Here is a 24,751-nt window from a genome sequence, read left to right as displayed (position 1 = left end):
GACAACATCCGTGTCTCGGGAACTCGGCTCCGCCCGAGCGACCCTATTTCTCGTTAGATGCCGGAAACTCAACGGGGCCGCCTTGCGCTTCCCAAGTGGAGAACCCCTCGCGCAAATGCGCCGCGTCAAAGCCCATGTCTTGCAATGTCGCCGTACTGAGCGCTGAGCGCCAGCCAGAGGCACAGTGGAAGACGAAGGTTTTGTCTTCGCCGAATATCTCTTTGAAATATGGGCTTTGCGGATCAATCCAAAACTCGAGCATGCCGCGCGGGGCATGAAAGCTACCGGGGATATAGCCGCTGCGTTGCCGCTCGCGAACGTCGCGAATATCGACAATCACCAGGTTGGGGTCTTCCATCTGCGCGATCAAATCCCGCGTCTCGATCTCTTTGACCCGCGCCCGCGCCGCGGCCACCATTTCGGCCGCGCTGGTTTTCAAATTCGGCATCCGCTTCCTGTTCCGCCATATGGCATAAGTTTCTTGAACACTGACCCAAGCGCCTCATCTCAACAACATATCGGCCAGATATCAAGGCGCACCCCAAGCCCATGATTTGATCCCTTATTGATGTGTAACGGGGGCCAAACCGGTCTCTTCGGGCGCGCCTCTATCAGACAACATTCACCGCCAGACAACTGGCGAAAAACAATCGAGGACGGTAACACTCGATCAGCCGTCATCCCAACGGATGCCGATCCAATAGACCGCAACCCTGCGGCCCCAAGACGAAACGGAGAGCCAGATGAGTGATCAACCTATTGCCCTTGTGACCGGTGGTGCCCAAGGCATCGGATATGCCTGTGCCGAAGCATTGGCCGCAGATGGGGCCAAGCTGATCCTTGCCGATGTCAATGCAGAGGGCGTGGCAGCCGCAGCGGAGGCGTTGGGCGGCGGCACGGTCGGCCTTACCTGCGATATGAGCGACCCGGTGCAGATCAACGCGATGTTTGACACGATTGAAGCCGAGCATGGGCCCGTCTCGATCCTGGTAAACAACGCGGGCATCGCCATGCCGGCAGAGTTCCTCGACCTGTCCCTGGAGAGTTTTCAGAAGGTTATCGATGTCAACCTGACCGGCACTTTCGTGGCCTTGCAACGCGCGGCAAAGACCATGGTCTCCAAGGGTATTGAGGGGTCGATTGTGAACATGTCGTCGGTCAACGCGGTGGTGTCGATTCCCGCAATTGCGGCTTATTCAGCCTCCAAAGGTGGCGTGATGCAGCTTACCAAAGCCGCAGCTCTGGCTTTGGCGCCCCATAACATTCGGGTCAATGCGGTTGGACCCGGCTCTATCGACACCGCAATGATGGCGGGTGTGAATGCGAACCCCGAAGCGTTGGAGCGCGTTCTGTCGCGCACACCGTTGAAACGGGTCGGCAGCCCGCGGGAGGTGGGCGATGTAGTTGCATTTTTGGCGAGCTCCAAGGCCAGCTATGTGACCGGCGAGACGATCTATGTCGATGGCGGACGGCTTGGTCTGAACTACACCTGCTAAGCCTCATCGAAATCGGGATTGGCGCGACCGGTCTAAGGCGCGCCAATCTCCATCTCCGCCAGGATGTTGGCAAAAGACGCCCCATGCATGTCGCGGTCTAAGGCCGTGCCCTGAATGTGCGGTCGTGGCAGGCTGAATTTCACCACGTTCAGATCGGCGATCTCGAACCGTTTCAGATCGCTCAGATCCGCGCCCATGGCATTGGCGACGATCTCGGAGGACACACCGTCACACACCCGCCGAAACACGTCCGACGAACCGCAAAATATGTCGATCGTCAGCCAGAACGGCCCGGCGTTTTTCGACCGAACCTTGGTGACGATATCGGCCAATTTGGTCATGGACCAACCTCCACTGTGGTCAGATCGAAAGCGTCCATCGGATTGTCCAACTCCAATACATGGTTGAGGCAGAACTCGTAGATCGCCCCGCGCGACATCTCCGTGGGAGAGAAGGGGAAGGCGAAGGTCGGCATCTCCTCTTGTTCGGTAAGCGCGTGGTGGAGCAAATAGGGGTTCAGGATTTTGGCAACCTCTTGCGCAATTGCTTGGGTCTCGGCCGTGACAATGCCCATCACGCCAACCTCGCTGCCCGTTTGCGCGTCGCTATCGAGCGCGCCCAAGGTGGCATCCAAACCGATCACCCGAAGCTCCAGATCGAACTGCCCGGCCACACTTGCGCGGGCCTTGGCCATACATTTCTGGTGAACATCGCTGCACCAAGCCCGGATATTGGCAACGTAGCGGGGCTCCCGCACCAGCACGAGGGAGACGGTCTGATACCCCGCCAGCCGCGCGCCCTCCAATTTCACTGTGTAGCGATCGGATGGTACCCATTGGCTGCCCGTGACACGAACCCGCCGCGGATCAAGCGCCTCGTACCGCGCGGCGGTGACATCCAGATGCCCCCCCGGTTCATAGAGCAGAAACGGGTCGCTGTTTTCATAAAGCATATGGGCCGAAACCGTGTATGGCGTGGCCCTTGCATCAGAGCCCATCGGGGTGATGACAAACCCCTCGTCATCAAACTCGATCAAAATGGTGCCAGACCCAGGGTTTGTCGTGGCCAACGCCCCACATTCGCCGATCTTTGCGCCATGCCACGCGCCGCCAGGGTGGCAGCCTTGAGCAAGTGGAAGGGCCGAGATGATCGCCGTGTCGGTTGTGCGCCCGGCAATCACGATGTCGGCGCCGGTTTCCAGCGCCGCTTGGATCTGCTCTGCGCCGGCCAGGGCAACGATATTGGTGCAGCTAGTCAGCAACGCCGCAGAGACCTCCAGCACGGGGCTCAAGGACGCGATACGGCCGGCGGCCAAGGCCGCCACCATCTTCCCGCTATCCTGGCCGCTCTTCAGAGCCGCGATCTTCATCCACTCACCGGTTTCCGCCGCGATCTCGCGCGTGATGTCGAGCAGCCAATCCACCGCATCATCCGCGCCGCTGGTGCCCGCCGTACCAATCACCAAGGGCACCCCGGCTTCTGCCCGGGCGGCCATGATGTCGGCCCATTCGGCTTTCACCGACCCCCGCGCATATTTCGACGTTCCCGTGCCCAAATAATGCGGCCCGCTATCGGTGGAGCCGCCATCAATCGCGATCAGATCGGGCTTGGCCGCCACACCATTGGCCAATGCCGCGCGATCAAACCCCAGACCCAACGCGCCGGAGGGGATCAACACCTTGGTCATCAATCACCTCCCAAGTAGGGACGCCCCGCTCAATCCCCGTCGGCGACACCCTTGGCCCTGGCCCGGGCGCGGCGCGCGCGATAGCTTGGCAAGATCACCAACAAAAGCGCAATGACCAACAAGCCCATTGTCATCGGACGTTCCCAGATGAAATCAAGGCCACGATAGAGCTGCATCGAACGGGAGAAGTTATCTTCCAGCATCGTGCCAAGGATGAACCCGATCAACAGGGGTGCAAGTGGGTAATCCGCGAAGCGCAGTATTGTCGCCAACACACCAAGCCCGACCAAAATCAGAAGCTCGGTTGCGTTGTTTTGCCCGATATAGGCCCCCATCAGCGTGAAGAAGAGGATGAACGGGATCAGATAGTTGCGCGGTATCGACAGGATCTTCGCGATATACGGAATCAGCGGCAGGTTCAGGATTAAAAGGACCAGATTGCCGATAAACATCGAGATGATGACGGCCCAGAAAATCTCTGGCGTGTCCACCATGAGGCGCGGACCTGGGGTAACGTTCAAAGCGATGAGCGCGCCAAGCAAGATGGCCGTTGTGCCCGACCCCGGGATCCCAAGGGTCAGGAGTGGCACAAACGAGCCCGTACAGGCCGCATTATTGGCGGCCTCTGGCGCCGCCAGCCCTTTGACGGAGCCTTTTCCGAACTCCTTCTGCTCCTCCCCCTTGGCGAGGTTCCGCTCCACCGCGTAGCCCAGGAAAGAGGCGATGGTCGCCCCTGCACCCGGCAGAACGCCAATGAAGAACCCCTGTACCGATTGCCGACCGATGACCGGGGCCATCGCTTTGCCTTCGTTCCGCGAAAAGCGCAGGCCAGTGATCTTGCCACCGCCGCCTTCACCTTCGGTCGCACTCCGCGCCGGGTTGAGAACCAGGAACATGGCCTCGGGCAGCGCGAACATCGCCATGGCCAGCGTAATGAAGCTCAGCCCCGATTGCAGATCCATAAGCCCCAAGGTGAAGCGCGGCATGTTGAACAGAGCACCTTCGCCCACGGTGGCAAGGATCAAGCCCAGAAGCGTCATCATCAGAGCCTTGGCAACCTGCCCCGTGCCCGCGAAGGCCGCGATGGCGGAAAGCCCTACGACCATCAGAGCGAAGTACTCCGCCGAATGGAACAAGAGCGCCACCGAACTAAGCGCCGGAGCGAAAATCATCAGGAGAACCGCAGAAATCGTGCCACCCGCGAAGCTGGCGACGGCGGCGATGGTCAGCGCCTTGCCCGCCATGCCTTTTTGCGCCATTGGATAGCCGTCAAAGGCGGTGGCCACGGTGCCCGCGACCCCCGGCGCGTTCAACAAAATCGACGAGGTCGAGCCGCCGAAAATCGCGCCGTAATAGACACCGGCCAGCAAGATCAGGGCGGCGGTTGGATCACCAATCGAAATCGCCACTGGGATCATAATCGCAATAATCGACATCGGCCCAAGGCCCGGCAACATCCCGATGAATGTCCCGATCAAACAGCCGCCGATAACCATCAGGATATTGGTGAGGGAGAAGGCCGTGCTGAGGCCAATCATGATACCTTCAAGCATGTCTCAGACTCCCATGAAGAACGGCAAGGGGCGCAGGAAGATGCCAAGCACCTCTTGCACCAAATACCAGACGACGCCTGAGGCGATTGCGCCCGACAGGATCATCACGATCCAGCGACGTTCGCCCAGAATGAAACTGCCCACGAAAATGAAGCTGGTGGTTGCCAGCAGAAACCCAATCGGGCGCAGCAAAAGCGCATAGGCCACCATCAGGCCCAACAGCATCAGCGCCTGACCCAAATTGTAATCGGTGAGGCGACGATAGTTGATCGCCGTGGCGCTTGGCTCTTCGGTATCGTCGGATTTCTCCAAGCCCAAAAGCACGATCAACCCAACCAGGGCGCCAGACACCGCGAGGACTTTCGGGAAGGTAGACGGCCAGACCGGATTGCGCTGCATAAACGGCGGCAAAAGCTGGTCCATGGTGAAAAACGCCGCGTAGCCATAGACGCAGCAAAAGGCCACGAAGATCAATGCGATCCATCGGTCAAGCGCCATTGGCTGTCCCCCTCGATTGTCTTGGAATTGGGCGCGCCAGGTGCGCCGGGGAGACAAGGCCATGCATCACAGCTGGCCTTGCCAATATCATATCCGCTTACGCTTTAGAGGAAGCCAAGCGTCCGCATCAGGTCGCCGATTTCCTGCTCCTGTGCTTCAAGGAATGCACGGAACTCGTCGCCGGAGTTATGGATGTTGACCCAGCCATTACGGGCCCGCACATCTTCCCAAGCGTCAGTTTCGTACATGGCCTCGATCGCGGCCTGGTACGCTTGCAGCTGCTCATCCGGCAGGCCGGGCGCGCCGAAGAACCCACGCCAATTGACGAAGGTTGTGTCGATACCCTGCTCCATGAAGGTCGGGGCATCTTCGAAGGCGCCCACGCGTTCCTCCGAGGTGACGCCGAGGATGCGCACTTCGCCCTGACCGGCCAATGCAACCGCTTCGGAGAAGCCGGTTGATAGCGCCTGGATTTCACCTGACAGCAAGCCGGCCATCGCAGTGCCGCCCGCATCATAGGGGATGTAGTTGAAGGCCGTTGGGTCTTCACCCGCCGACTGCATCACCATCGCCGCAACCAGATGATCCATGCCGCCCGGAACCGAGCCGCCGCCGATGGCAAAGGCCGTCGGATCTTCGCGGTATGTGCCGAGCAGATCGTCCATCGAGGTCAGTTCACTATCAGCAGGCACAACCAATGCCGCATAGTCGCCGATGGTGCCCGCCACAAGCGTTAGGTCCCGGAAGCTCTGCGGGAACACGCCGGTCAGCGACCGGATCACGATCGGGGTCGAGTTGACCATGAGCGTGCCGTGATTGCTTTCGGCATTTTCGATCATATAGGCAATCGCCACACCGCCGCCGCCACCGGACATATTCTCATAAGAGGCGGTCCCAACCAGGCCGGCCTCGGTCAGAGCTTCGCCTGTGCCGCGAGCCGTGCCGTCCCAACCGCCACCGGCGCCGCCGGGGATCAGGAAATGGATGCTATCGACCATCTGATGGCCATCCGCGAATACCGGTGAGCCAAAGCTCATCGCGGCCGCCGTTGCGGCCATCATGACCCGGCGGGTCAAATTCAGTTTCGTCATGTCGTCCTCCCTATGACGTCATATCGGTGGGTCATTCCGCCGCCTCGCGCGGTCACGCTTGGCGGGCATCGCGCCCCACTCTGTGCTTGCCACAACAGTCGACTACTCGCGCAGAGTGATCTGGGTCTTTGCCCAAGCAACACTCTCCTGACACGCCGAATGCTTGGCATCTCTTCTGCGTCGACGACGCTAGACAAAACCAGGGTCTGCGCACAATATGCGATTGCGTTTGTTTCACCTGGGAGAACTTTATGGGCGCGATGCGGACGGAATCTGTCGAGCGCGCCATGTCGATCTTGAGCGCATTTTCCGCGCAGCAGCCCGAGCTCCGGCTGACGGATTTGGCGCGAGAGACGGGCCTGCACAAAAGCACGGTGCTGCGGATCGCGAATTCCATGTCGATCTATGGCTTCATGCAGCGCACACCGCGCGGGCGCTATCGCTTGGGGCCAAGCGTCTGGCGGCTTGGCCAAATCTTCGCTCAAGACTATCCAAGCCGCGAAGCGGTGGCCCCGACCTTGCAGAAACTGGTCAAAGCCACCGGTGAAACCGCGTCTTTCTATGTCCGCGCTGGCGAAGATCGGGTGTGTCTCTATCGCGAGACGGCCGCCGATCTTCGACCGTTCGGCGCCGAGGAAGGCATGCGCTTGAACATGTCAACCGGGGTCTCCGGCTTGGTCCTGCGACGGTTCTCCGGCGAGGAGGTCCCGGATCTCAGCGTCTTCAATGACAATGGCACCGTCTCTTCCGACGCCCCAACAATCCCGGAGATTTCCGCGGTTGCAACGCCTGTTTTCTCAGCTTCGGGGACACTAATTGGCGCCCTGACCATATCGGGCTTGAGCAGCCGGTTCGATGCGGCGACGCGCCAGAAAGCCACCCCTTTGTTGGAAGACCTCGCCCGCTCGATGGGAAAATAGCGAGCCTATCCGCATTACCGCGTCTCGGCTCTCCCATCCCCGTTCATCCCAGACAACAGACTCACAAAAAGATTTCGGGTCAGCCTGACCCGGATTTTCCGATTGATGGCCTCTTGGGGCTTGATTGCTTCATAAAATGAACTATTCACATTTCAAAGCGGAGAATCACCATGCCACCATCGGACTGCCTCACCATTCCCAGCTTCTTGGAGGGTTTGACCCCCGAGATGGGGGCGCTTTTGTCGATCTATCTGATGTATTGGCGGGTCGAAGAACGGATCGAGACGATCGAACTGACCCCCGCGCTTGCCAAAGGGGAACGGCATTTGATCATCAGCCTATTCCGCCCGCGCCGCATGGGAGAGTTGGCGAAAGAGATGCAAGCCCTTCCCTCAACTGTGACCGCCTTGGCAGACAGCTTAGAGGACAAGGGTCTGCTGGAACGGCGACACGATCCAGATGACCGGCGCGCCTGGCTGTTGTGCTTGACCGACGCAGGTATGGCACTGCGACAATCGCTTTCAGAGCAAGCGTCACAGATTTTTCGCGATATCGTTGGCCTAGATGACGCGGACCGTGCCAAGCTGACCGCATTATTGGGAGAGGTCGGCGAGACAATTTTTCGGACAGGATTACCAAAAGGACTAAAACCATGAGATTTTTGATTGCGTTGGCAGCAACGGCTCTGCTGACCGCTCCCCTCTCGGCTCAAACCCCAGAGGTCGACGCACCGATCCGACCGGTACAATTGATCACCGTGGCCCCCGATACGAACGGCGTGATCCGACAGTTCTTTGGTCAGATCGTGGCACGCCAGACCGTGGATTTGGCCTTTCAGGTTGCAGGACAGATCGTGGAGTTCCCAGCAATTGAAGGCGAAGAGATCGCCAATGGCGCCTTGATCGCCGAACTTGATATGGAGCCCTTTGAACTGCAACTGGACCAAGCGCGCCTGCAACTTGACCAGGCGGAGCGGACCTTGGAGCGGCTGAACCAATTGTCCGGCACTGCCGCCTCGCAAGTGTCCATCGATGACGCCCAAACCGCTGTTAGCCTGGCCGAGATCGCCGTTCGAAATGCTGAGTATTCACTGGAGCATGCCACGCTTTCGGCCCCGTTTGACGGCCTGATCGCGGCGCGAAACGTCGCGAATTTCACCACGGTGGCCGCGGGAACGGCTGTTGTGCGGGTGCATGACATGTCGGAATTGCGGATCGAGATCGATGTCCCAGAGATTTTGTTCCAACGCGGCGGGACCGATCCCAATGTGACGCTGAGTGCCCGGTTCCCGACCAGCGACATACTCTACCCGCTTGAGATCCGCGAGTTTGATGCGCAAGCATCGGCGGTCGGCCAAACCTTTCGCCTGACCCTGGGCCTACCCCGTCCGGAAGGGCCGACCGTCTTACCCGGGTCGTCGGTCACCGTTTTGGCCGAGCTGAACCTTGAAGACACCGCCCTGATCATCCCAACCTCGGCCATTCATATTGCCAATGACGGATCCCTCCACACGATGGTCTTTGTGCCTGGCGACGGCGATATTGGCACGATTGAACAGCGCGCCGTCGAACTGGCGGCGACGCGCGAGGGGGCTTTCCGTGTTCTCTCAGGGCTGGAAGCGGGCGAAGAGATCGTTTTGACCGGGGTGAATGCCCTCGAAGACGGATTGACCGTGCGCCGGTTCACCGGCTTCGCGAATTGAGGTTGGTCAGATGAACATCGCACGCGGCTCGATCAACAGACCGATCATCATCTGGATTCTGATCCTCACCTGTCTCTTTGGCGGCACCTGGGGCTTCCTATCGCTTGGCCGATTGGAAGACCCGGCCTTTACAATCAAAACGGCTGTTGTGATCACCCAATATCCCGGCGCTTCGGCCGAGCAGGTCATGACAGAGGTCTCCGAACCGCTGGAATCCGCCATTCAGCGCATGGGCGAGGTTGACCGGATCACCTCGATCAACCAACCGGGCCTGTCGCGGATTGAGGTGGAGATTCAATCGACCTTTGACGGCACCGAGTTGCCCGCGATCTGGACCGATCTGCGCAATAACGTGGCCGATGCAGCCCGACATTTGCCCGATGGCGTCAGCCAACCGCAGGTCAATGACGGGTTTGGCGATGTGTTTGGGATCTTCTTCGCGGTCTCCGCCGAGGGGTACACCGACGCGGAGCGCCATGAGCTTGCACAATTTCTCAGACGCGAGTTGTTATCCGTCGAGGGTGTCGCCGATGTGGACGTGCAGGGCCTGCCGGATGAAGCGATTTTCGTTGAACCGGAGATGGCGCTGGCCGCCCATCAGAACATTTCGCCACAGACCTTCATCAATGCACTCGCCTCAGCCAATTCCGTGGCCTCGGCCGGGTCGATCGACCAAGCCACCACGCACACTCTGATCCAAGCGCCTGAGGGCTCGGACAGTGTGAGCGATATTGCCGGCCTGACCGTGGGTGTAGGTGGCGAAGTGTTGAACCTGATCGACATCGCCCAGGTCAGCCGTGGGCGGCAAGATGAGCCCTCTATCCTGATCCGCTATAATGGCGTCGAGGCGTTCACCTTGGGGGTCGCTGGTCTGGCGGATGAAAACATCGTCGATGTCGGCCATGCGGTGGACGCTCGACTGGCCGAGTTACAGACCGAAATCCCTTACGGCGTCATCCTGCACCCGATCTATCAGCAACATGTGGTGGTCGATGAGGCCTCCTCGGATTTCTTGCTCAATCTCGCCATGTCGGTGGGCATTGTGGTGTTGGTTTTGGGGCTTTTCATGGGGCCGCGAGCCGCCATTGTTGTTGGCTCAACCCTGTTGCTCACGGTTGTTGGTACGCTTCTCTTCATGGCGATCTTCTCCATCGAAATGGAGCGGATTTCCCTTGGCGCGCTGATCATCGCCATGGGGATGCTGGTGGATAACGCCATTGTGGTCGCCGAGGGGATGCAGATCGCGATGCGGCGGGGCAAATCCTCGCGTGACGCGGCGGATGAAGCGGCGGGCAAAACGCAAATCCCTCTCCTGGGTGCAACGGTCATCGGCATCATGGCCTTTGCCGGGATCGGGCTCAGTCCCGATGCGACGGGGGAGTTCCTCTTCTCCCTGTTCGCCGTGATTGGCATTTCGCTGATGTTGTCTTGGGTCCTGGCGCTGACCGTTACGCCGCTTCTGGGCCATTATTTCTTCAAGCAGGGCGAAGTCGGTGGCGACGACGCCTATTCCGGCCCGTTGTTCCGGGCTTATGGGGCTGTCTTGGGCCTTGCGTTGCGGGCCCGATGGCTGGTTGTCATGCTGCTTTTGGTGGTGACCGTTGCCTGTTATTGGGGGTTTGGTCAGGTCAAACAGCAGTTCTTCCCGAACTCGAACACGCCGATCTTCTTTGTGCATTACAAACTGCCCCAGGGCACGCCGATCACAACGACCGCCGAGCATATGGCCGTTTTCGAAGACTGGTTGGCCGAGCGCGAGGAGGTCACTTCGGTGGCCACATTCGTCGGCCAAGGTGCCACGCGCTTCATGCTGACCTATCAGGCTGAAAGCCAGAATCCGAGCTATGGCCACCTGATCATTCGCGCGGCAAGTCTGGATCTGATTCCAGCGCTCCAGGCAGATATAGAAGCCTATGCGGCCGAGGTTCTACCGCAGGGGGAGTTCCGCACTGCCCGCTTGGTATTTGGCCCCGGTGGCGGCGATCCGATCCAGGTTCGGTTCTCGGGCAGCGATCCCGAAGTGTTGCGCGATCTGGCCGATGAAGCGATGGCGACCTTGCAGGAGACATCGCCCAATATCCTGGCGCCCCGGACCAATTGGCGCGAACAGGAGCTGGTGCTCAGGCCGAACTACGCCACCGAGCGGGCGCAGACCGCCGGGATCACGCGCGACAATATCGCCCAGATCTTCGCTTTTGCCACCGACGGGATCACCGCAGGCACCTATCGCGAAAATGATCGGCTGATCCCGATCATCGTCCGGGTCCCGGAGAGCGCGCAGCTCAGCGTCATGGATCAGGTGGTGGAAACCGCTGGCGGCACGCTGATGCCGGTCGAACAGGTGATCGATGGGATGGCGTTTGAGCCACAAAACACCTTGATCCATCGGCGCAACCGGGTGCCGACGATCACTGTTGGCGCCAGCATCCCAACCGACCTGACAGCGGCGCAGGTGCATGCGGAGATCCGCGAGGCGATCGAGGCGATCGAGTTGCCACTAGGATACCGGATGGAGTGGGGTGGCGAGTTCGAGAACTCGGCCGACGCCAATGCAAGCCTGGCGCAGCAACTGCCGCTGTCGCTACTGATCATGGTGCTGATCTCGGTTCTGCTGTTCAACGCGCTGCGTCAGCCGCTGATCATCTGGCTCCTGGTGCCGATGTCGGTGAATGGGGTTACGCTTGGCCTTCTGGGCACGGGTCTCCCCTTCACCTTCACCGCGCTTCTCGGGCTCTTGAGCTTGTCGGGCATGTTGATCAAGAACGGGATCGTCTTGGTTGAAGAGATCGACCTGGTGCGGGCCGACGGCCTACCGCTTCGTGAGGCTATCGTGACAGCCAGCACATCGCGTCTGCGCCCGGTCGTTTTGGCCGCCGCGACGACGATTCTCGGGATGGCGCCGCTTTTGTCGGATGCGTTCTTTGTCTCGATGGCCGTCACCATCATGGGCGGTCTGGCTTTTGCCTCGATCCTGACATTGGTTGCCGCGCCGGTGTTCTATGACCTCCTCTTCGCGCGATCTGAACGGCGCGCGAAGGCCTCGGAGCCTGGGAACACGGCGGCGGCTGAACCGGTCTAGTTCACCTCTTCGCACCATAACGGGCGCGGCCTCCCGCGCCCGTTATGTCCACCAGTCCTTCGGGACGTCGTAAAGAATCCGGTCGATGCTGAGGATCGGCTGATGCACATCCTGAATAACCGCAAACAAGACCAGCGACTGCACCAGTTCGGCTGAGCGTGTGGGCATCGCCGCTTTGGCATGCCAAATCTCGATATCCGCCGCGATTGCGTCCGCGATCACCTTGATCGGATCCTCTTCCTCGCCCACCTCCGCCAGATCGATCTCAACCCCATCGGTCAGCAGAACCGAGGCCCGGCTTTTGACCGATGACGTGCTGGCGCGGGGGTCGCTGATCAAGCTGTACTCATAACGCGTCTCGATCTTGGCGGCGCGCTTATTCTTCAAAACAGAGGCAACACCGAGAACCACATTCAAGGTTTTTAGAAGGGTCGTCGCCAGATCGGGCGCGTCCTCGTCATTCTTGAATTCGTCAATGCGCAAGCGCGGGATCACGGGGTTTGCATAGGTGCTGGCCGGGGTGGCGTAGATCAAGTTGGGATTGACCGTCAAATCGCCGCCCTCGCTCAGATTGGAGTTTCGCTTGAGCCATGTCGTTAGTCGCGCGGTTTGCTGTCCAAGGGCGCTGAAATCCCACCAACGCAGCGCCAAATTGTCGGTCTCTCCGTCATACCGGTAAATCCGCGTTTGCTCATCCGCACCGGGTTTGCCGTCCTGATCGTTGATCCGTGGCCAGATCTCTGTCTGATCGCTGGTAACGATCAACTCTTTCTTCGCGTTGAAGGCGTTCTCGAAATCGATCGCATAATTGATGGTCACCTCGGCGGGTTTATCCAGCATCCGCCGACTGCGCACGCCCATGGTTTGCCAATGCGCCGGGATCGGCACGCCGCGGAACCCGGCCCAACAAATCGCCACCTCTTTCACGAGGCCAAACACGATATCGATCAACTGGTCGGCGATTGGCAGGTCGCCATGCTTGGCCACCAACTCCTCGACCAGATGTTCCAGCTCGGGCCAGGCAACGGTATAGCGCGCCAGAGCCTCGAACAGCGGCACGACATCGCCCTTTTCGCCCGGCCCCCGCGCGAAGACCGTCGGCAGGCGGTCGATCAAGATCGGCTCATTCAACCGCAACTCCGCAAAGAGCGTATCCTTGGCGTCTTTCTCGCTCTTGCGGATGACGGATTCGTAAGACCAGAGGAAGAAATCATCGACTGTCTCTGCTGTGCCCGTAAACTGCTGGATCGCGGTTTGCGCCTCCATCACCGGCACTGCCGGATAGCTGATCGACGGGATCGGCACACTGACCTCGCCGAGATCAAAGGCCAGTTCCGAGGCCAGATCGGAATCGACAACCCTGAGCCAGCTTGAGGGCACATAGCCGCCGGAGGCATGTGAGGAGGCAATCTGATGCTCCACGAAACCGACATTCCAGGTGAGATTCATATCAAGCTTGGCCTGTCGACTGGGATTGACCGCCGAGACCAGGAAATTGGCATAGCGCGGGCCGGCGTCGGCCGGCGGTTCGATTGGAATGCGGGTGTTGGAGACCGAGAATGTGTCGGATGCGTCGCCTGCCGTCCCTTTGGCTTCGACCCCGCCGAAGATGCGCGGCGCATCACCCTGACCTGGCGCTTGCGAATTGGTCACATCGGCGGCCATCTGCATGACCACCAAGCTGTCATAAGCGGCCGCCAGCCGGGTCAGCACATGCTGTTCAAACCGATCCTGCGCGCTGCCAAGATCGCCCTCGACAACTTCGCGCCCGCCAAAGGACGACAGGCTTTCCGTCCTGACGTTCGGCACCAAGATCGGCTCCACCCCGGCTTTCAGGCACTCCGCCAAGAGCCGCTTGGCCGTTGCGAATTCCGAGAACCGGTCTTGCCCCTTCTGGACAATGATGTTCGACACGGCTGGCCCCATGATCCGATCCATCGTCGACAGGAATTGCCGCGCCCAAGCATCGACATCGATCTCGGAAAAGGCGCGGGTTTCCTCGACGGGGTTCAGATCTTTGTCCCAGATCGTGACGGGCACGCCGTCATGGCCTTCCAGTTTCGTGCTAATCGGAACAAGGGTGAAATAGGCGACCGATCCAGCCTCGAACGTCACGTCGAGCCCGGCGGTCGCGCTCCATTTCAGGCCCCATAGGACCGGCCCTGTCTCAGGCGCGGAGAAATCTGAAACCCCGTTGCGGACCATCAATTTCAGCAGCCCATCGGCACCGTCATACCCTTTGAACGCATCCTCGAGATGGTTGGCAAAGCTGCGCAGGTCCACCTCGGCGGGCTCTGGGCCGTCTTTTGCAACGGGGTTCTGATCGGTCACCGACAGATCTAGCGGCACGGTCCACCGGGTCTGGGCAGCAGACGGGAGTTTTTCGGCGGCTAGCGGATCGACGAATTGCGTCCGCCGCAGCTGCGCCTCAACCGTAATCGCGAAGATCGTGTCGGGCTGTTTGGTCAGGTCCTGCGGATTGAACGGCACCGGAATGGCGGTCTTGTGCGGTTGAAGCGGCGTCCCATCGGAGAGGAACTTATCCAGATCGGTCAAGATCGTCTCAGCCGCCGCCTTAAGGGCCGTTTTCAACGCATCGCTTGAGCCAAGCGGCGCGAGCGGCCCAAAGAACGTGCTGAGCAGGTCAACCTCTACATTCGGATCACTCAATTGCGCATGGATCAGGGCAAAGCGGAACCGGGCGATCTCGGCCTGTTGACGCGCTTTGTCATCACCAAATCCGTTGCGATCGATAGCCATGAAGCGATGGACATCACTGCGGACAATCTCATCGGGTTGGAAATCGAGGGTCAGGAAGACGCATGGCTGATCTGCTTCGTTCCGGGCCACGCGATAGGTGGCCTGCGTTCCGGGCCATTCCCCGAGCGGCACCAGCGGGTCGTGATAAAGCGCGTCGAACTGCACAGTATGGGCCGCCTCGGCCAGCGCGTTGCCATAGGTATCGATCAGCCGGAACTGCAAATCAGGTGTCCGCCCCACAGCGCCATAGATGTCGTCATGCGCGCCGGTGGCAAACTTATAGGCGGGCACGATTTGCCGATAGCGACCGGGTCCATCGTCATTTTGCTCAATGTCCTTGGTATCTTGTGCCCGCGACAAGGGAAGGCTCCAGAGAGACGGGTCAAACCCGGTCGGCTGCTCATCACCGTGAACGCGGTATTGGATCAGATCGTAGAGCGAGGCGATTGTGTCAGGGCCAAAGGGCGGCGGCTGATCCGTCTCCCCAATACTAAGGGCCGCGGCGGTGGTCCAATCGATCTGGAACGCGACGCAGCCAGCCTGATAAGCGGGCTGATGCAATTCGATGGCGATCCCCCCCGCATCATCGGCGGCGATGAAGGCGGTATCCTTCACGTCGCCCGGCAAGATCAGCGCGTTGTCATAAGCGTGCAGCGGACGCGGCTCAGACGCGGCGGCCATCACCGTCAGCGTCGCCGACCCTGTATCGTCGAACATGTCATCGGGCAGCGGGTTCTGCTCGGCATCGCCATAATGCAAATAGAAGCCCGTGGCATTAACGACGCTCGCCTGCCAGATCAGCCGCAAGAAGGCCGCCACATCGCCGATCGCGGCATCATCGGGATCTGTGTCATCGCGCGTCATCCCAAGCGCCAAGGGCCGGAACAGGTTTTCGGGCTGGGTCAGTGTCGAAAGGTTCGTTTTGAACAGGTAAACCGCGTTCTCTGGCGCGGCACTGGACAAGGTCCGATAGCCACGGTCGTCATTTCCATCCCCATCGATGCGCACCAAATCAAGCTTGGTTTGCCCAATATCGGCACTGTCGAGCAGCATCCGGATTTGCGCCCGCGTCTCATCACTCGTGGTCGAGATTTCGTAGACGCCTTTCAACTCGGTCGGCAGTGGGCCGCCCTCGTCGGTGAACTGTCCGGTCGAGGGCAGCGCCACCTTGCGAATCCGGAATTGGATCATCAGCGCCGGGTGAATCTCGAAATCGGGGGTCGGCGGGGCGGTCGGATCGGGCTCCACTTTCTGGCCAAAGAGAGTCAGCGGCCCGCTCTCCGTCAGACCCAGCAACTCTGGCGGCGGCAGAAGTAACCGGCGTTCAGCCTGCAAATCGCTCCAAGCCTCGTGGTCGCGGCTGGCAAACCACCGCCGGACACTGTTGATCGAGGGCATTTGCGAGATCGTGATATCGGCCACACCAGCCCGCAGCGCGGCGTCCCGCCAAATTGGGTTTGGTGCGGGGGGTGCCTCTGCCACGGGGATGGTCGTGGCGGCACTTTCCCCCTCGGCAAAGGAAATCGCGGCCGATAGGGGGGCGTCGGGGTTTGCGACGCTGAATGTGACCGCATTGGTTGGGATGCTGGTATCGGCCGGGAACTGCTGCGCGCTCAGTTCAAAGAGGCCCAGAAGGTCGACGCCCAATGGGTCAATCCCGAACTGCTCCATCTCTGTAGGCATTGGCAAGACAACCCCGCCCAAAAGCGTACGCGCCGCCATACCTGCCAATTGGGTCGCGATGGCCGAAATGTCTTGCGCCACGTCCCCGATGGGCAGATCAGAGCCGTCAACCGGCGGATCGGCCAAGCGGCGCGCCATATCGCGCGACAACATCAGGAAGAAATCGACAAACATCATCTGCGCGAACGAGGTCTCCACCACTTCCATCGTGCCAACGCGGCTGGTGCCCTCAGGGTTGGAACTCAGGCCGCTCAGGCTGAGATCGGCGAAATACTCTCGCACAAAGGCCTCATAGCCATCCGGCACGATCTTGTCGGCGAAAATGATCGGATCGTCCTGCCCCGGGACCGCCATTTGTAAAGGTGGCAACATCGGCAGCGGCAGAAGGTCCAGATCATCCGACCGCTCAACAGTCAGGTCGATACCGGACAGAACAAAGGAAACCTCCTCGACCAGGAATTGGTCAAGCGCGTCCGAGAACCCATCGGGCGGCGCATCTCTGCCCTGCCCAAGCGTCTGCAACACCTCTGGCCAGCTATGGGTCTCCGGCGCGAAATCCCGCAGAAGCCAGGTGCCCAACCGGATCAGCAAATCGTCATAAGGCGTCGCGCCAGGCTGCCCTTTCGGCGGCGCGATCATCGGCACGCCAACCAGATTGGATTGCCCAGCCCCACCACGATAGAGCGCGGCGGGCAGCAACAGCATCGTCACTGGCAACGACAATGGCTCGGCATCTTGGATCAGCGCGCGGCGGTCATAGACCGCCGTCAGAGCTTTGCCGCGCGCCGTCAGCGTGCCGGGCACGATGCCCTGGAAATTCGGGTTTTGCGGGCCTTCGATGCTGGCCACGCCTTTGGGCCCCTCGCTGAGCGTGAAGGTCTCGGTCAGGGTCAGGGAGAAGCTAGCGCTGATCTTCACGAACAGAATCTTGACGGTGGCCTTGGCCTTGACCTGCGCCGTCACCCGCGCGACCGAGCCATACTCCGTTTCGAATGCCAAACCGGTGGTGATCGACAGGCGAATGCTGACCGAGACCTTGATGATCTTCAGATCAACCTCGCCCTGCAACAACCCGACGATGCCGACGGTTGCGGAGAACCAGAAATAATCCGGCGGTCCCGAGATCGCGTTGGACGCCTTTACCGCCGCGCGGGCATTGCGGACCACATCCGCATCCGGCGAATTCAGCAGTTTGGGATTGACCCCTTCCCAGGCCAGAATGCCCTGAAACACGCCTTGCAGCGTCAGGCTCAACTCCGCCCGGAAGACACCAGCATTGATTGACCGGCCCAGCCCGATCTTGATCGCCAGGCCAAAGGCGATAATCGGATCATAGTAGATCGTTGGCTCTGGCGCGCGCGGGTTGAAGCCAGACCGCAGTTTGGCAAAGTAAAACGCGCAACCGCCGATGAAGATATAGATCTCAAACCCGATGGAGTTTGGCCCGAGCGGCCAGCCGACCGAGACCTTGAAATCACCATTGGTGCAAATCCAAATCTCGAAGCTGGGCAGCTTGAGCGCCACAGCCCCCAAATTGATCTGTCGGTACTTCTCGGGGATCGAAATCGCGCCATAATAGACGCCCAGATCGGGGCCGAGTTTCTGATACAAGATCTCGAACTTAAACCCCTCAAACGCGCCCTGATCCGCCGTGATGCGAATGCCGTAAATTGCCGGGTCGTTGAACAGCGCCTGCACCCGCCAGCCCTTGAGATAAATATCCGCGCCGAAGAACCAGTTCCTGTCCGGGTGGTAGTAATCTTTCACCAGCGCGTTCAACACGGTCTTCGGATCATTGCTGCGCAGGTTTTTCAGCTCTTCGAAGATCTTAGCGATCGGGTCGGACTCGAGCCCGACCGTCGGCGGCCCAAAGCGCTGCCCCAAACCGAGGTAATTGACCCGGAATGTCTGCCCCCCCTGGCTGGGGTTGGGAAACGGGTATTTGACGATCTCGGTTTTGCCGTTCGGCTCCTCGGTCAGCGACATCAAGACTGTGCCATCGGTCAGCATATTCTCGCTTTCCTGCGGCCAAATCTTGACGCGCGCTTTGAGGTCGAGGCCGTCCTTCTGCCAATAGCCAATCACCAGGTCGTACAGCGTGATATCGGGTTCTATGGTGATAAAAGGTGGCAGCTTATCTGCGAACCGAATGCCATAATCAGCCGGGTTCCTCGTTGGCGCGGTGTAAAGCATCAACCGCGCTTGGATCGAGCTTGCCTCGGGCGCGACCACAACCGTCAACTCCGGCAGGATGCTGACCTGAAAGAACCTGTACCAGAAGCTGTTCTTATCCTTGTCGCCAAGGTCCGCGACAGTCTGCAACGCAGGCAGATCCAAAAGCGTACTCAAAGCCCCCAAAACTTGTGCCAAGCTAAAGGCTTTTTCGGTCGGACCCGGTGAAATGGTCAGCGCGGTTGGCCCCATCCCCGCGCCCAAACGCAGTTGGAGATTGAAGGTCTTTTCGGCCTCCAGCAAAAGCTGAAGGTCAACGCCGAAATTGATCCGGGGCATGAGCGCGCCTTCCCGTTAAGCCACGACCACCTATTCGACGGCAGGTGCGATATTCGTCACACCGAAGACGCCACCCTGAATGCCCAGGAAGTCGAAACCGGGGATCGGTGTCAGAGGCTCACCCACAAAGGTGCCCGCGATTTCCAGGGCATAGCGCACCTGATCATTGGGCCGCTTCTTGCCCGGCACATCCAGTTTGAAGACCAGCACCGAGAACTCCATGTTGATGATTGCGGTTACGATGTCGTTCAGCCAGTCGGGCAGATCGGCAGTATCGGGAAACTTCACCCCAAAGGTCGTGTCGAGCCATTCGATCAGATTGGCGAACGAGCCCAGAACCACCGGCTTCGGCAATTCGAACTGCACGCCCTCTTCCTTGATCTTCGCGATATCGGCGGTGGAGATCGGAACCGCGGTGCCGTTGATGTCGAACACCATGCCGAAGGAAAACGTCGCCTTCGCTTCCTCCTCCGGCGCCAAGACGGCTGTATTCTTAGGTTTTTTGACCATGTCAGTTCTCCTTCAATAAATCGTCTATATTTTCGGGGGTTATGGGATCGTCACCCAACATATTGGGCAGGTAGAAATTGCCTGTGCGGGTGAGAACCGCGCTCACTCGGCCTTCAAACTTGGCGTCACCCGTGCCCAGATTCGGGTATTTGATCTTGGCTGTGGCGGTGTAGCTGCCGCGCTCGGCGTCCTCCGCGACGGTGATCTCCAGCGCCCAGATATCGGCGGCGACCGTATCGGGCGGCCAGCTTTCGGGCAGGTAGAGATCGAAATCTCGGTTTGCCGTCGCGACGAACTCCGCGATGGTTTTGGCGTCGGTGATAGGGCCAAGCTTGACCGCGGTGGGGACAGGCTTCCGGGTCATGACGCCTCCACCTGCGTCGCGGCCAAGGACCAGGCGATGTCGCTTCCGCCGGGGGCGGTGGGGTCGCTGAACAGGATGAAATCCGTGACGACCTTAGGCGGCAGCGCGATCCCGAAGATCGAAATCGCCACATTGTTGAACAGCAGAACGTAAACCCCGCGTTCTGGGTCTGTCGGCTTGGGCTGATAGATCACGCGGGCCAGATTCGCGTCGCCAAATGTCGTCTTGAGATAGCCTTGCAGATCGAAGCCCGCCAAGCCGCCAACCAAGGCTGGCAATTGCACATAGACCGCCACGCCATCAGCTTCCGGCATGGCCGCACTGGGCCCCCAACCGAGGATCAGATTGGCCGTCAGCCCAACCCCGGTCTCCGCCAAGTCCCCTAGCGAGCCGAGCGGCAATTCAAAGGCCAACGCGAAGCTCGGGGTGGGTGTCGTGGCGTCGAGCACCGGGATTTGGTTCAAATCGGCGCTGTCATCCCCCTCGCCCACGCTCTGATCGGGGATTAGATCGGGGATGTTCACGATCTTGCCCGTGCGCTTGATCGTATCAAGCGCCGCCTGCCCCGACAAAAACCCCGTCAGCCGCATGGGCAAGCCCGACACAAGGCCCTCGGGTCGTCGCAGATCGGGATTGTCGACCGCGATGATGTTGGCAAAATTCGGCTTGAGCCGCAGATCGGTGCGCCCGGTTGGGCCTAGGTCGAACTCAAGATCAATCGACAGACCGCTGATCGGCAAACCGCGTTTCTGCTCCTCAATCGTGACGCCATAGGAAAACAGGTCGAGCGGCGCCTGACCCGGATTGCTGGGGAATGGCGCTTTGTCGAAGGCCAATTCGCCATCCATCGAGAAGCGCGCGGCGATGGTGACTTCCTCCGCATCGCGCAACTCATTCGAGGCCGCTGAGATCGGGCTGAGCCCCGCGCCGCGCAACATGAACCGCCGCAGCACGCGGATATCGGACTCGGCGATCTGAAAGATGAAAGACCGGCTGAGCGCGGCCTGAAAGATGACCCGTCCGACCCCTTCGACAACCTGATAATCCCCCTCCATCCGGATCGTGTTCGGTTCGGAAGGGTTGCCGCCCTGCCCGCTCACAGGCCGCTCAAAAAGCTCATTCAGCGTGACCGCAACCTCGGACGCGAATTGCTGAATTGTGGCATTGCGGATCTCGATGATCAGCTTGGTTGTCCGATAGCCATAGGCCTCTTCGGGTTCCGGTCGACCCGATGGTTCCAGATAGAAGAAGACGCCCGCAAAGGCCGTGCCTTGAATAACCGGCCGCCCGTCGTCATCCAGGGTCAGACGGTTGGTCTCCACACCAAAGTGATGCGCCATCAACTGCCCATCGATGCCGCCCAGGATCATCTGGTAATCGGGCGGCATTTGACGGCCATCAATTGGTGCGTTGAAGGTCAGAAACCCGGTCCACTCCTTGCTGACCAGGATCGTCTCCAGGAAATACCTGAAGGGCTGACCGGGCGTGTCTTTCTGGGCCTTGGCCTCCGCAATCGCGCCCAAGAGCAGCTCCCGCGCATGGGTGACCGCCCCTGCATCACCCACAAAATACTCCGGGCGATCCCAGGCATCGACCCGCGCAACAAGGTCTTCGAGTGTCTCGGTATCGGCATATTTGAACACCAGGATCGTCTGCCGCGGATCGGCCTGCCCCTCGGCAGGCGAGAGGTTCACATCGATCCCCTGCACGCTGATCGCACTGTCAAAATCTGAGAACCTGTCCCAATCGTTCATCACGATGAAAGCCTGCGGGTTGAGCAAGGCCTGCGCGAGCGTCGGGTCGACCACGCCCGCTCCGGTCTGCTTGAACGCCAGTTCGCCTTTGTCGCTCTCGCCCAAAACCAAACGGGCCCAACCGCCTTGCGGCGGGGCGGGTTCATCCCTTGCCGCAGCAATGCCTGAGCCGATCTCCAAAAGAACCCCACGTTGGGTCGAGCTGCGCCCACCAACCAGAGGCGTCCCGTCAGCATTGCAGACAATCGGACCGGTCGCGGGCCCCGCCAAGCTAAGCGATCCGAACCGGAATGGGGCCAAGGCGCCGCCTTCTAACGTTTGGAAATCCTCGCCCGGTACATCCTTGTTGGGCCAGCCCTCAATATCGCTGTCGGGCGGGAAGACCCCGCCAAAGGGGGCGACGGGAAAAGAAATCGCACCGCCACCCACGCCCGCCACGGCCGCCGCGCCCAAATGGGTGATCCGCGATGCTGTCGCCCCGGCATAGGTGGTGCCAGCCAGCGCGTTTTTGTCGAAATTCGTGCCCTGCTGCGACTGGGAGAAGTAGTAGGGCTCGACCGCGTCCGCTTGGCGCGTCGGCCTGGGACGGATCGAGAGCCAGGAGGTTGTGAATGCGGGTTCCAGAAGCGGAGCGTCGCCCTGGTCGGCCAAGGCCACAAGCCCCCGTTCCTTGTCCCCCAAATCGGCAAGGGCCGCCTGATTGGGGGTCAGATCGACGAGATCGCCATCGGCCACGGTGACGTATTCCTGCGCCGAGAGCCCGCACATCAACTGCGCATCTGCCTTGCCCAACAGATCGAGCAAGAACGGCCCCTTCGTCGCCAGATAGCTATTGGCCCCGCCGCTTGAGGTCGGGCCAGGCCGCCGCCCCAGATAGAATCCAACGCCCGGCTGCGGCGTCAACTGGACCTCATCGCCGCCGGTCGTGCGCAAGAACCGCGAGGTCAGCAAGGCGAGCGCGCCGCCTTCGTCGCGCAGATCAAAGACCGTGCGATTCGCATCATTGGGGGCCAGTGGATCCATGCGGACATCCAATGGATATGAGACCCCCTGCTCTGGGGCGGTGAACAGCGGAAAGACCAATTGCTGCGGCGTCTTCCGCCCCGTCGTTTTCAGAAAGAACCGAATCTCCCCGCCCCAAGCCGGGTCGGTGTTAAACTCGTTGTCTTCGAACAGCCGGAAGAACGCGCGCGCCTGCCAATCGGCGCGGTACCGGATCAGACCCAAGCCGGCGTCATCCGGCGCGAGCGGCATTTGCACAGTCTCCTCGGTGGGTTCCGGCCCAATTGTCTTGGCCCGGTTGAGAAAGATCCGTGCGGTGCCTGATTGCCCGACTTTCAGATCGGCCTTCGGTGCCTCCCCGAAATCAAACACGACCTCGACACCCTGCTGCATGGTCAAGGCAACGTTCAGGAACGCGATCTCGGTTGTTTCCGCGACGCGCCCGGTCTCCTCACCGGTCCAGGTCATCGGCATCAGGACCGCTTGCGGCGTGCCGCCCGGGTCATCCACCCAGGCAAATCCTCTGTTCTTGTTCTGACCTTTCAAAGGCACGGCATCTTTCAGCGCCGTAAGGTTCTGGACCTCAAACGGATCGCTCAAAAGATAAACGCCGCGAGCTTTCCAGGACGCGGCGTATTCCAACTCATCGGGCGGCGCGGACCAACCTCCCCGGTCCGCGCCGAGATAGAGCAAGTGAAGCGCACGTGGTCCCGCCGTCAGCCCTCGTGCCGTCTCGTCAGAGACCTCGGCCCGATAGAGCGCAAGCGTGTCGTCTTGCAAAACGACCCTTCTGAATACCGGTGCCACGGCCCTCGGCCTCAGCTGCCTTCGTCAGCCATAAGCGTGGGCGCGAATGTTACCTCGCTGATCACCTCGCCATTGGTCCGCATCAGCAGCGCACTGCTGCGGGTGACATAGCAGATCAGATCGTCGGAAAGGGAAATCGCCGGATCAATGGTGAGGATAAAGGCGCCATTGAAGGTCGGCCGACTGAAGCTGACCGAGTTGTCGCCCTGCGCAAAACTGCAGCTATCCGTCGGAAATTTCTCACGTGGGACGGCGAGCGCATTCGGGGAATACTTGTCATCCTTCTCCTCGCTCCAGCCATCGATCGTGTCATCCGCAGGCCAGTTCCGCACTTGGACGCGGCTCATCTCTTCGGCGTTCACGTTAAACAAATACACATTGCCAGCCATGGTTTACTCCTTCTGGGTGGTGGAAAATGGGTTGTTCGTCGCGACGGGAGGCACGAGCGGCCAATTGTATCGCTCGATCTGCTGGCCGGAGGTCCGCATCAACAGCGCGCCATTGCCGAACAGATAGAGGATGAAGTCGGACAGAACCGCATCGGGAATGTTTGGGCTGAACTCCGCGCCGGATGGCATTGGCGGCAGGAAATCCCGATAGTCCAGCGCCACAGTATTCTCCCCGATTCCGAACACCTGAGGTTCAGGGCGCCTCTGCAAACCGATTGTTTTTGGGAACGCCTTGAAGCCGGTGCTTGGCACGATTTTATCCGGTGCCTGGACTTGTCCACGATTCACGTAAAGACGCATCGCTGACGACGTCATATTAAAAACGATGATCATGGGAAGGAAACCCAAAAGAAATGCGCAAGGGGAGGGATTCGTAAGACGTCAAAATCAGATGCCGCAAGCAAACGCATTCCCCAAGCCATACCAATTGATCCCGAAGAAATTCCTCGAGACAGATCGGAGCAGAAGGCCCTCCAACCAATATTCTATATATTTGGGTCAACAAAAGAATATATGCGCAAGCGCACTGCATTCAAATCCTTGAACACGCATTACTTTCTGTTTTCCCGCTTATGTACCGCGTTAAGTAACACACAGATTCTAAATCCATTCAATAAAAATGTTCCTTACGTCACTCAAAGAACGATAAGGATTTATTAACTATTTTTGGTAAGCAGATATGAATGAAAGAGAGGTGGATATCTAAGCGCCGGAAAACCCTAACAGATTCTGAACCGTCGACATGGGCTATCGCGCATTCAGACGGTCAAATGCCATCCGAGACACGCAATTCATGCGCTGATTTATGCCGATGGTGCATATCCGCCGGATATATATTGCAAGTTTGGAAAACCAAATCTTGGCCGGGTCAGCATCCACCAACCC

At 59.7% G+C, this 24,751-nt stretch carries 17 protein-coding genes; 5 read left to right on the top strand and 12 right to left on the bottom strand.

Annotated elements, in window-relative coordinates:
* Positions 1-43: 43 nt before the first annotated feature.
* Complete coding sequence (locus GTF44_RS02325; protein WP_171557227.1) at positions 44-448, bottom strand: rhodanese-like domain-containing protein; 405 nt, start codon at positions 446-448, stop codon at positions 44-46.
* 295 nt (positions 449-743) lie between these two features.
* Between GTF44_RS02325 and GTF44_RS02320 the strand changes: the two genes are divergently transcribed.
* On the top strand, positions 744-1,496 hold the full coding sequence (locus GTF44_RS02320) for an SDR family NAD(P)-dependent oxidoreductase (RefSeq protein ID WP_171557226.1): 753 nt from the start codon (positions 744-746) through the stop codon (positions 1,494-1,496).
* Positions 1,497-1,528: 32 nt separating this feature from the next.
* On the opposite strand, the gene GTF44_RS02315 is transcribed toward GTF44_RS02320, so the two are convergent.
* The 5 genes from GTF44_RS02315 to GTF44_RS02295 all read right to left on the bottom strand — a co-directional run bounded on the left by GTF44_RS02315 (position 1,529) and on the right by GTF44_RS02295 (position 6,325).
* Positions 1,529-1,837, bottom strand: a complete 309-nt coding sequence (locus GTF44_RS02315) for a DUF4387 family protein (protein WP_171557224.1) — start codon at positions 1,835-1,837, stop codon at positions 1,529-1,531.
* Complete coding sequence (locus GTF44_RS02310; protein ID WP_216364845.1) at positions 1,834-3,183, bottom strand: acyclic terpene utilization AtuA family protein; 1,350 nt, start codon at positions 3,181-3,183, stop codon at positions 1,834-1,836. The genes GTF44_RS02315 and GTF44_RS02310 overlap by 4 nt, the downstream gene beginning before the upstream one ends.
* A gap of 29 nt (positions 3,184-3,212) precedes the next feature.
* Positions 3,213-4,736: a tripartite tricarboxylate transporter permease gene (locus GTF44_RS02305; protein WP_171557221.1), complete on the bottom strand. Its 1,524-nt coding sequence runs from the start codon at positions 4,734-4,736 to the stop codon at positions 3,213-3,215.
* A gap of 3 nt (positions 4,737-4,739) precedes the next feature.
* Entirely contained in the window at positions 4,740-5,234 is a 495-nt protein-coding gene (locus GTF44_RS02300; RefSeq protein WP_171557219.1) for a tripartite tricarboxylate transporter TctB family protein, read from the bottom strand.
* A 104-nt stretch (positions 5,235-5,338) separates the two neighbouring features.
* A complete protein-coding gene (locus GTF44_RS02295) occupies positions 5,339-6,325 on the bottom strand; it encodes a tripartite tricarboxylate transporter substrate binding protein (protein ID WP_145212616.1) in 987 nt (328 codons plus the stop codon).
* Positions 6,326-6,576: 251 nt separating this feature from the next.
* Here GTF44_RS02295 and GTF44_RS02290 point away from each other — a divergent pair, with 251 nt between their 5' ends.
* The 4 genes from GTF44_RS02290 (at position 6,577) to GTF44_RS02275 (ending at position 12,026) form a co-directional block, all read left to right on the top strand.
* Positions 6,577-7,245: an IclR family transcriptional regulator gene (locus tag GTF44_RS02290; protein WP_171557218.1), complete on the top strand. Its 669-nt coding sequence runs from the start codon at positions 6,577-6,579 to the stop codon at positions 7,243-7,245.
* A gap of 170 nt (positions 7,246-7,415) precedes the next feature.
* Positions 7,416-7,901: a MarR family winged helix-turn-helix transcriptional regulator gene (locus tag GTF44_RS02285; RefSeq protein WP_171557216.1), complete on the top strand. Its 486-nt coding sequence runs from the start codon at positions 7,416-7,418 to the stop codon at positions 7,899-7,901.
* The gene (locus GTF44_RS02280; protein WP_171557214.1) at positions 7,898-8,947 is read left to right on the top strand and encodes an efflux RND transporter periplasmic adaptor subunit; all 1,050 of its coding nucleotides are present in this window, start codon (positions 7,898-7,900) and stop codon (positions 8,945-8,947) included. The genes GTF44_RS02285 and GTF44_RS02280 overlap by 4 nt, the downstream gene beginning before the upstream one ends.
* Before the next feature lie 10 nt (positions 8,948-8,957).
* The gene (locus GTF44_RS02275) at positions 8,958-12,026 is read left to right on the top strand and encodes an efflux RND transporter permease subunit (protein WP_171557213.1); all 3,069 of its coding nucleotides are present in this window, start codon (positions 8,958-8,960) and stop codon (positions 12,024-12,026) included.
* Between the two features lie 42 nt (positions 12,027-12,068).
* On the opposite strand, the gene GTF44_RS02270 is transcribed toward GTF44_RS02275, so the two are convergent.
* The 6 genes from GTF44_RS02270 to GTF44_RS02245 are packed head-to-tail and all read right to left on the bottom strand — an operon-like array spanning position 12,069 to position 24,199.
* Complete coding sequence (locus GTF44_RS02270) at positions 12,069-18,980, bottom strand: hypothetical protein (RefSeq protein WP_171557211.1); 6,912 nt, start codon at positions 18,978-18,980, stop codon at positions 12,069-12,071.
* 30 nt (positions 18,981-19,010) lie between these two features.
* Positions 19,011-19,490 (bottom strand): hypothetical protein, encoded by a 480-nt coding sequence (locus tag GTF44_RS02265; protein ID WP_171557209.1) that lies wholly within the window; start codon positions 19,488-19,490, stop codon positions 19,011-19,013.
* A gap of 1 nt (position 19,491) precedes the next feature.
* A complete protein-coding gene (locus tag GTF44_RS02260) occupies positions 19,492-19,854 on the bottom strand; it encodes a hypothetical protein (protein ID WP_171557207.1) in 363 nt (120 codons plus the stop codon).
* Positions 19,851-23,417: a hypothetical protein gene (locus GTF44_RS02255; RefSeq protein ID WP_171557205.1), complete on the bottom strand. Its 3,567-nt coding sequence runs from the start codon at positions 23,415-23,417 to the stop codon at positions 19,851-19,853. The genes GTF44_RS02260 and GTF44_RS02255 overlap by 4 nt, the downstream gene beginning before the upstream one ends.
* 11 nt (positions 23,418-23,428) lie before the next feature.
* A complete protein-coding gene (locus tag GTF44_RS02250; protein WP_171557204.1) occupies positions 23,429-23,806 on the bottom strand; it encodes a hypothetical protein in 378 nt (125 codons plus the stop codon).
* Between the two features lie 3 nt (positions 23,807-23,809).
* On the bottom strand, positions 23,810-24,199 hold the full coding sequence (locus tag GTF44_RS02245; protein WP_171563839.1) for a hypothetical protein: 390 nt from the start codon (positions 24,197-24,199) through the stop codon (positions 23,810-23,812).
* Positions 24,200-24,751: the final 552 nt, after the last annotated feature.

The organism is Roseobacter sp. HKCCD6576-2 (assembly GCF_013179285.1).
GTDB classification, from domain to species: Bacteria; Pseudomonadota; Alphaproteobacteria; order Rhodobacterales; family Rhodobacteraceae; genus Rhodophyticola; species Rhodophyticola oceani.
The sequence above is the reverse complement of the archived record's forward strand: the minus strand, read 5'-3'. Positions and strand labels throughout refer to the sequence as shown.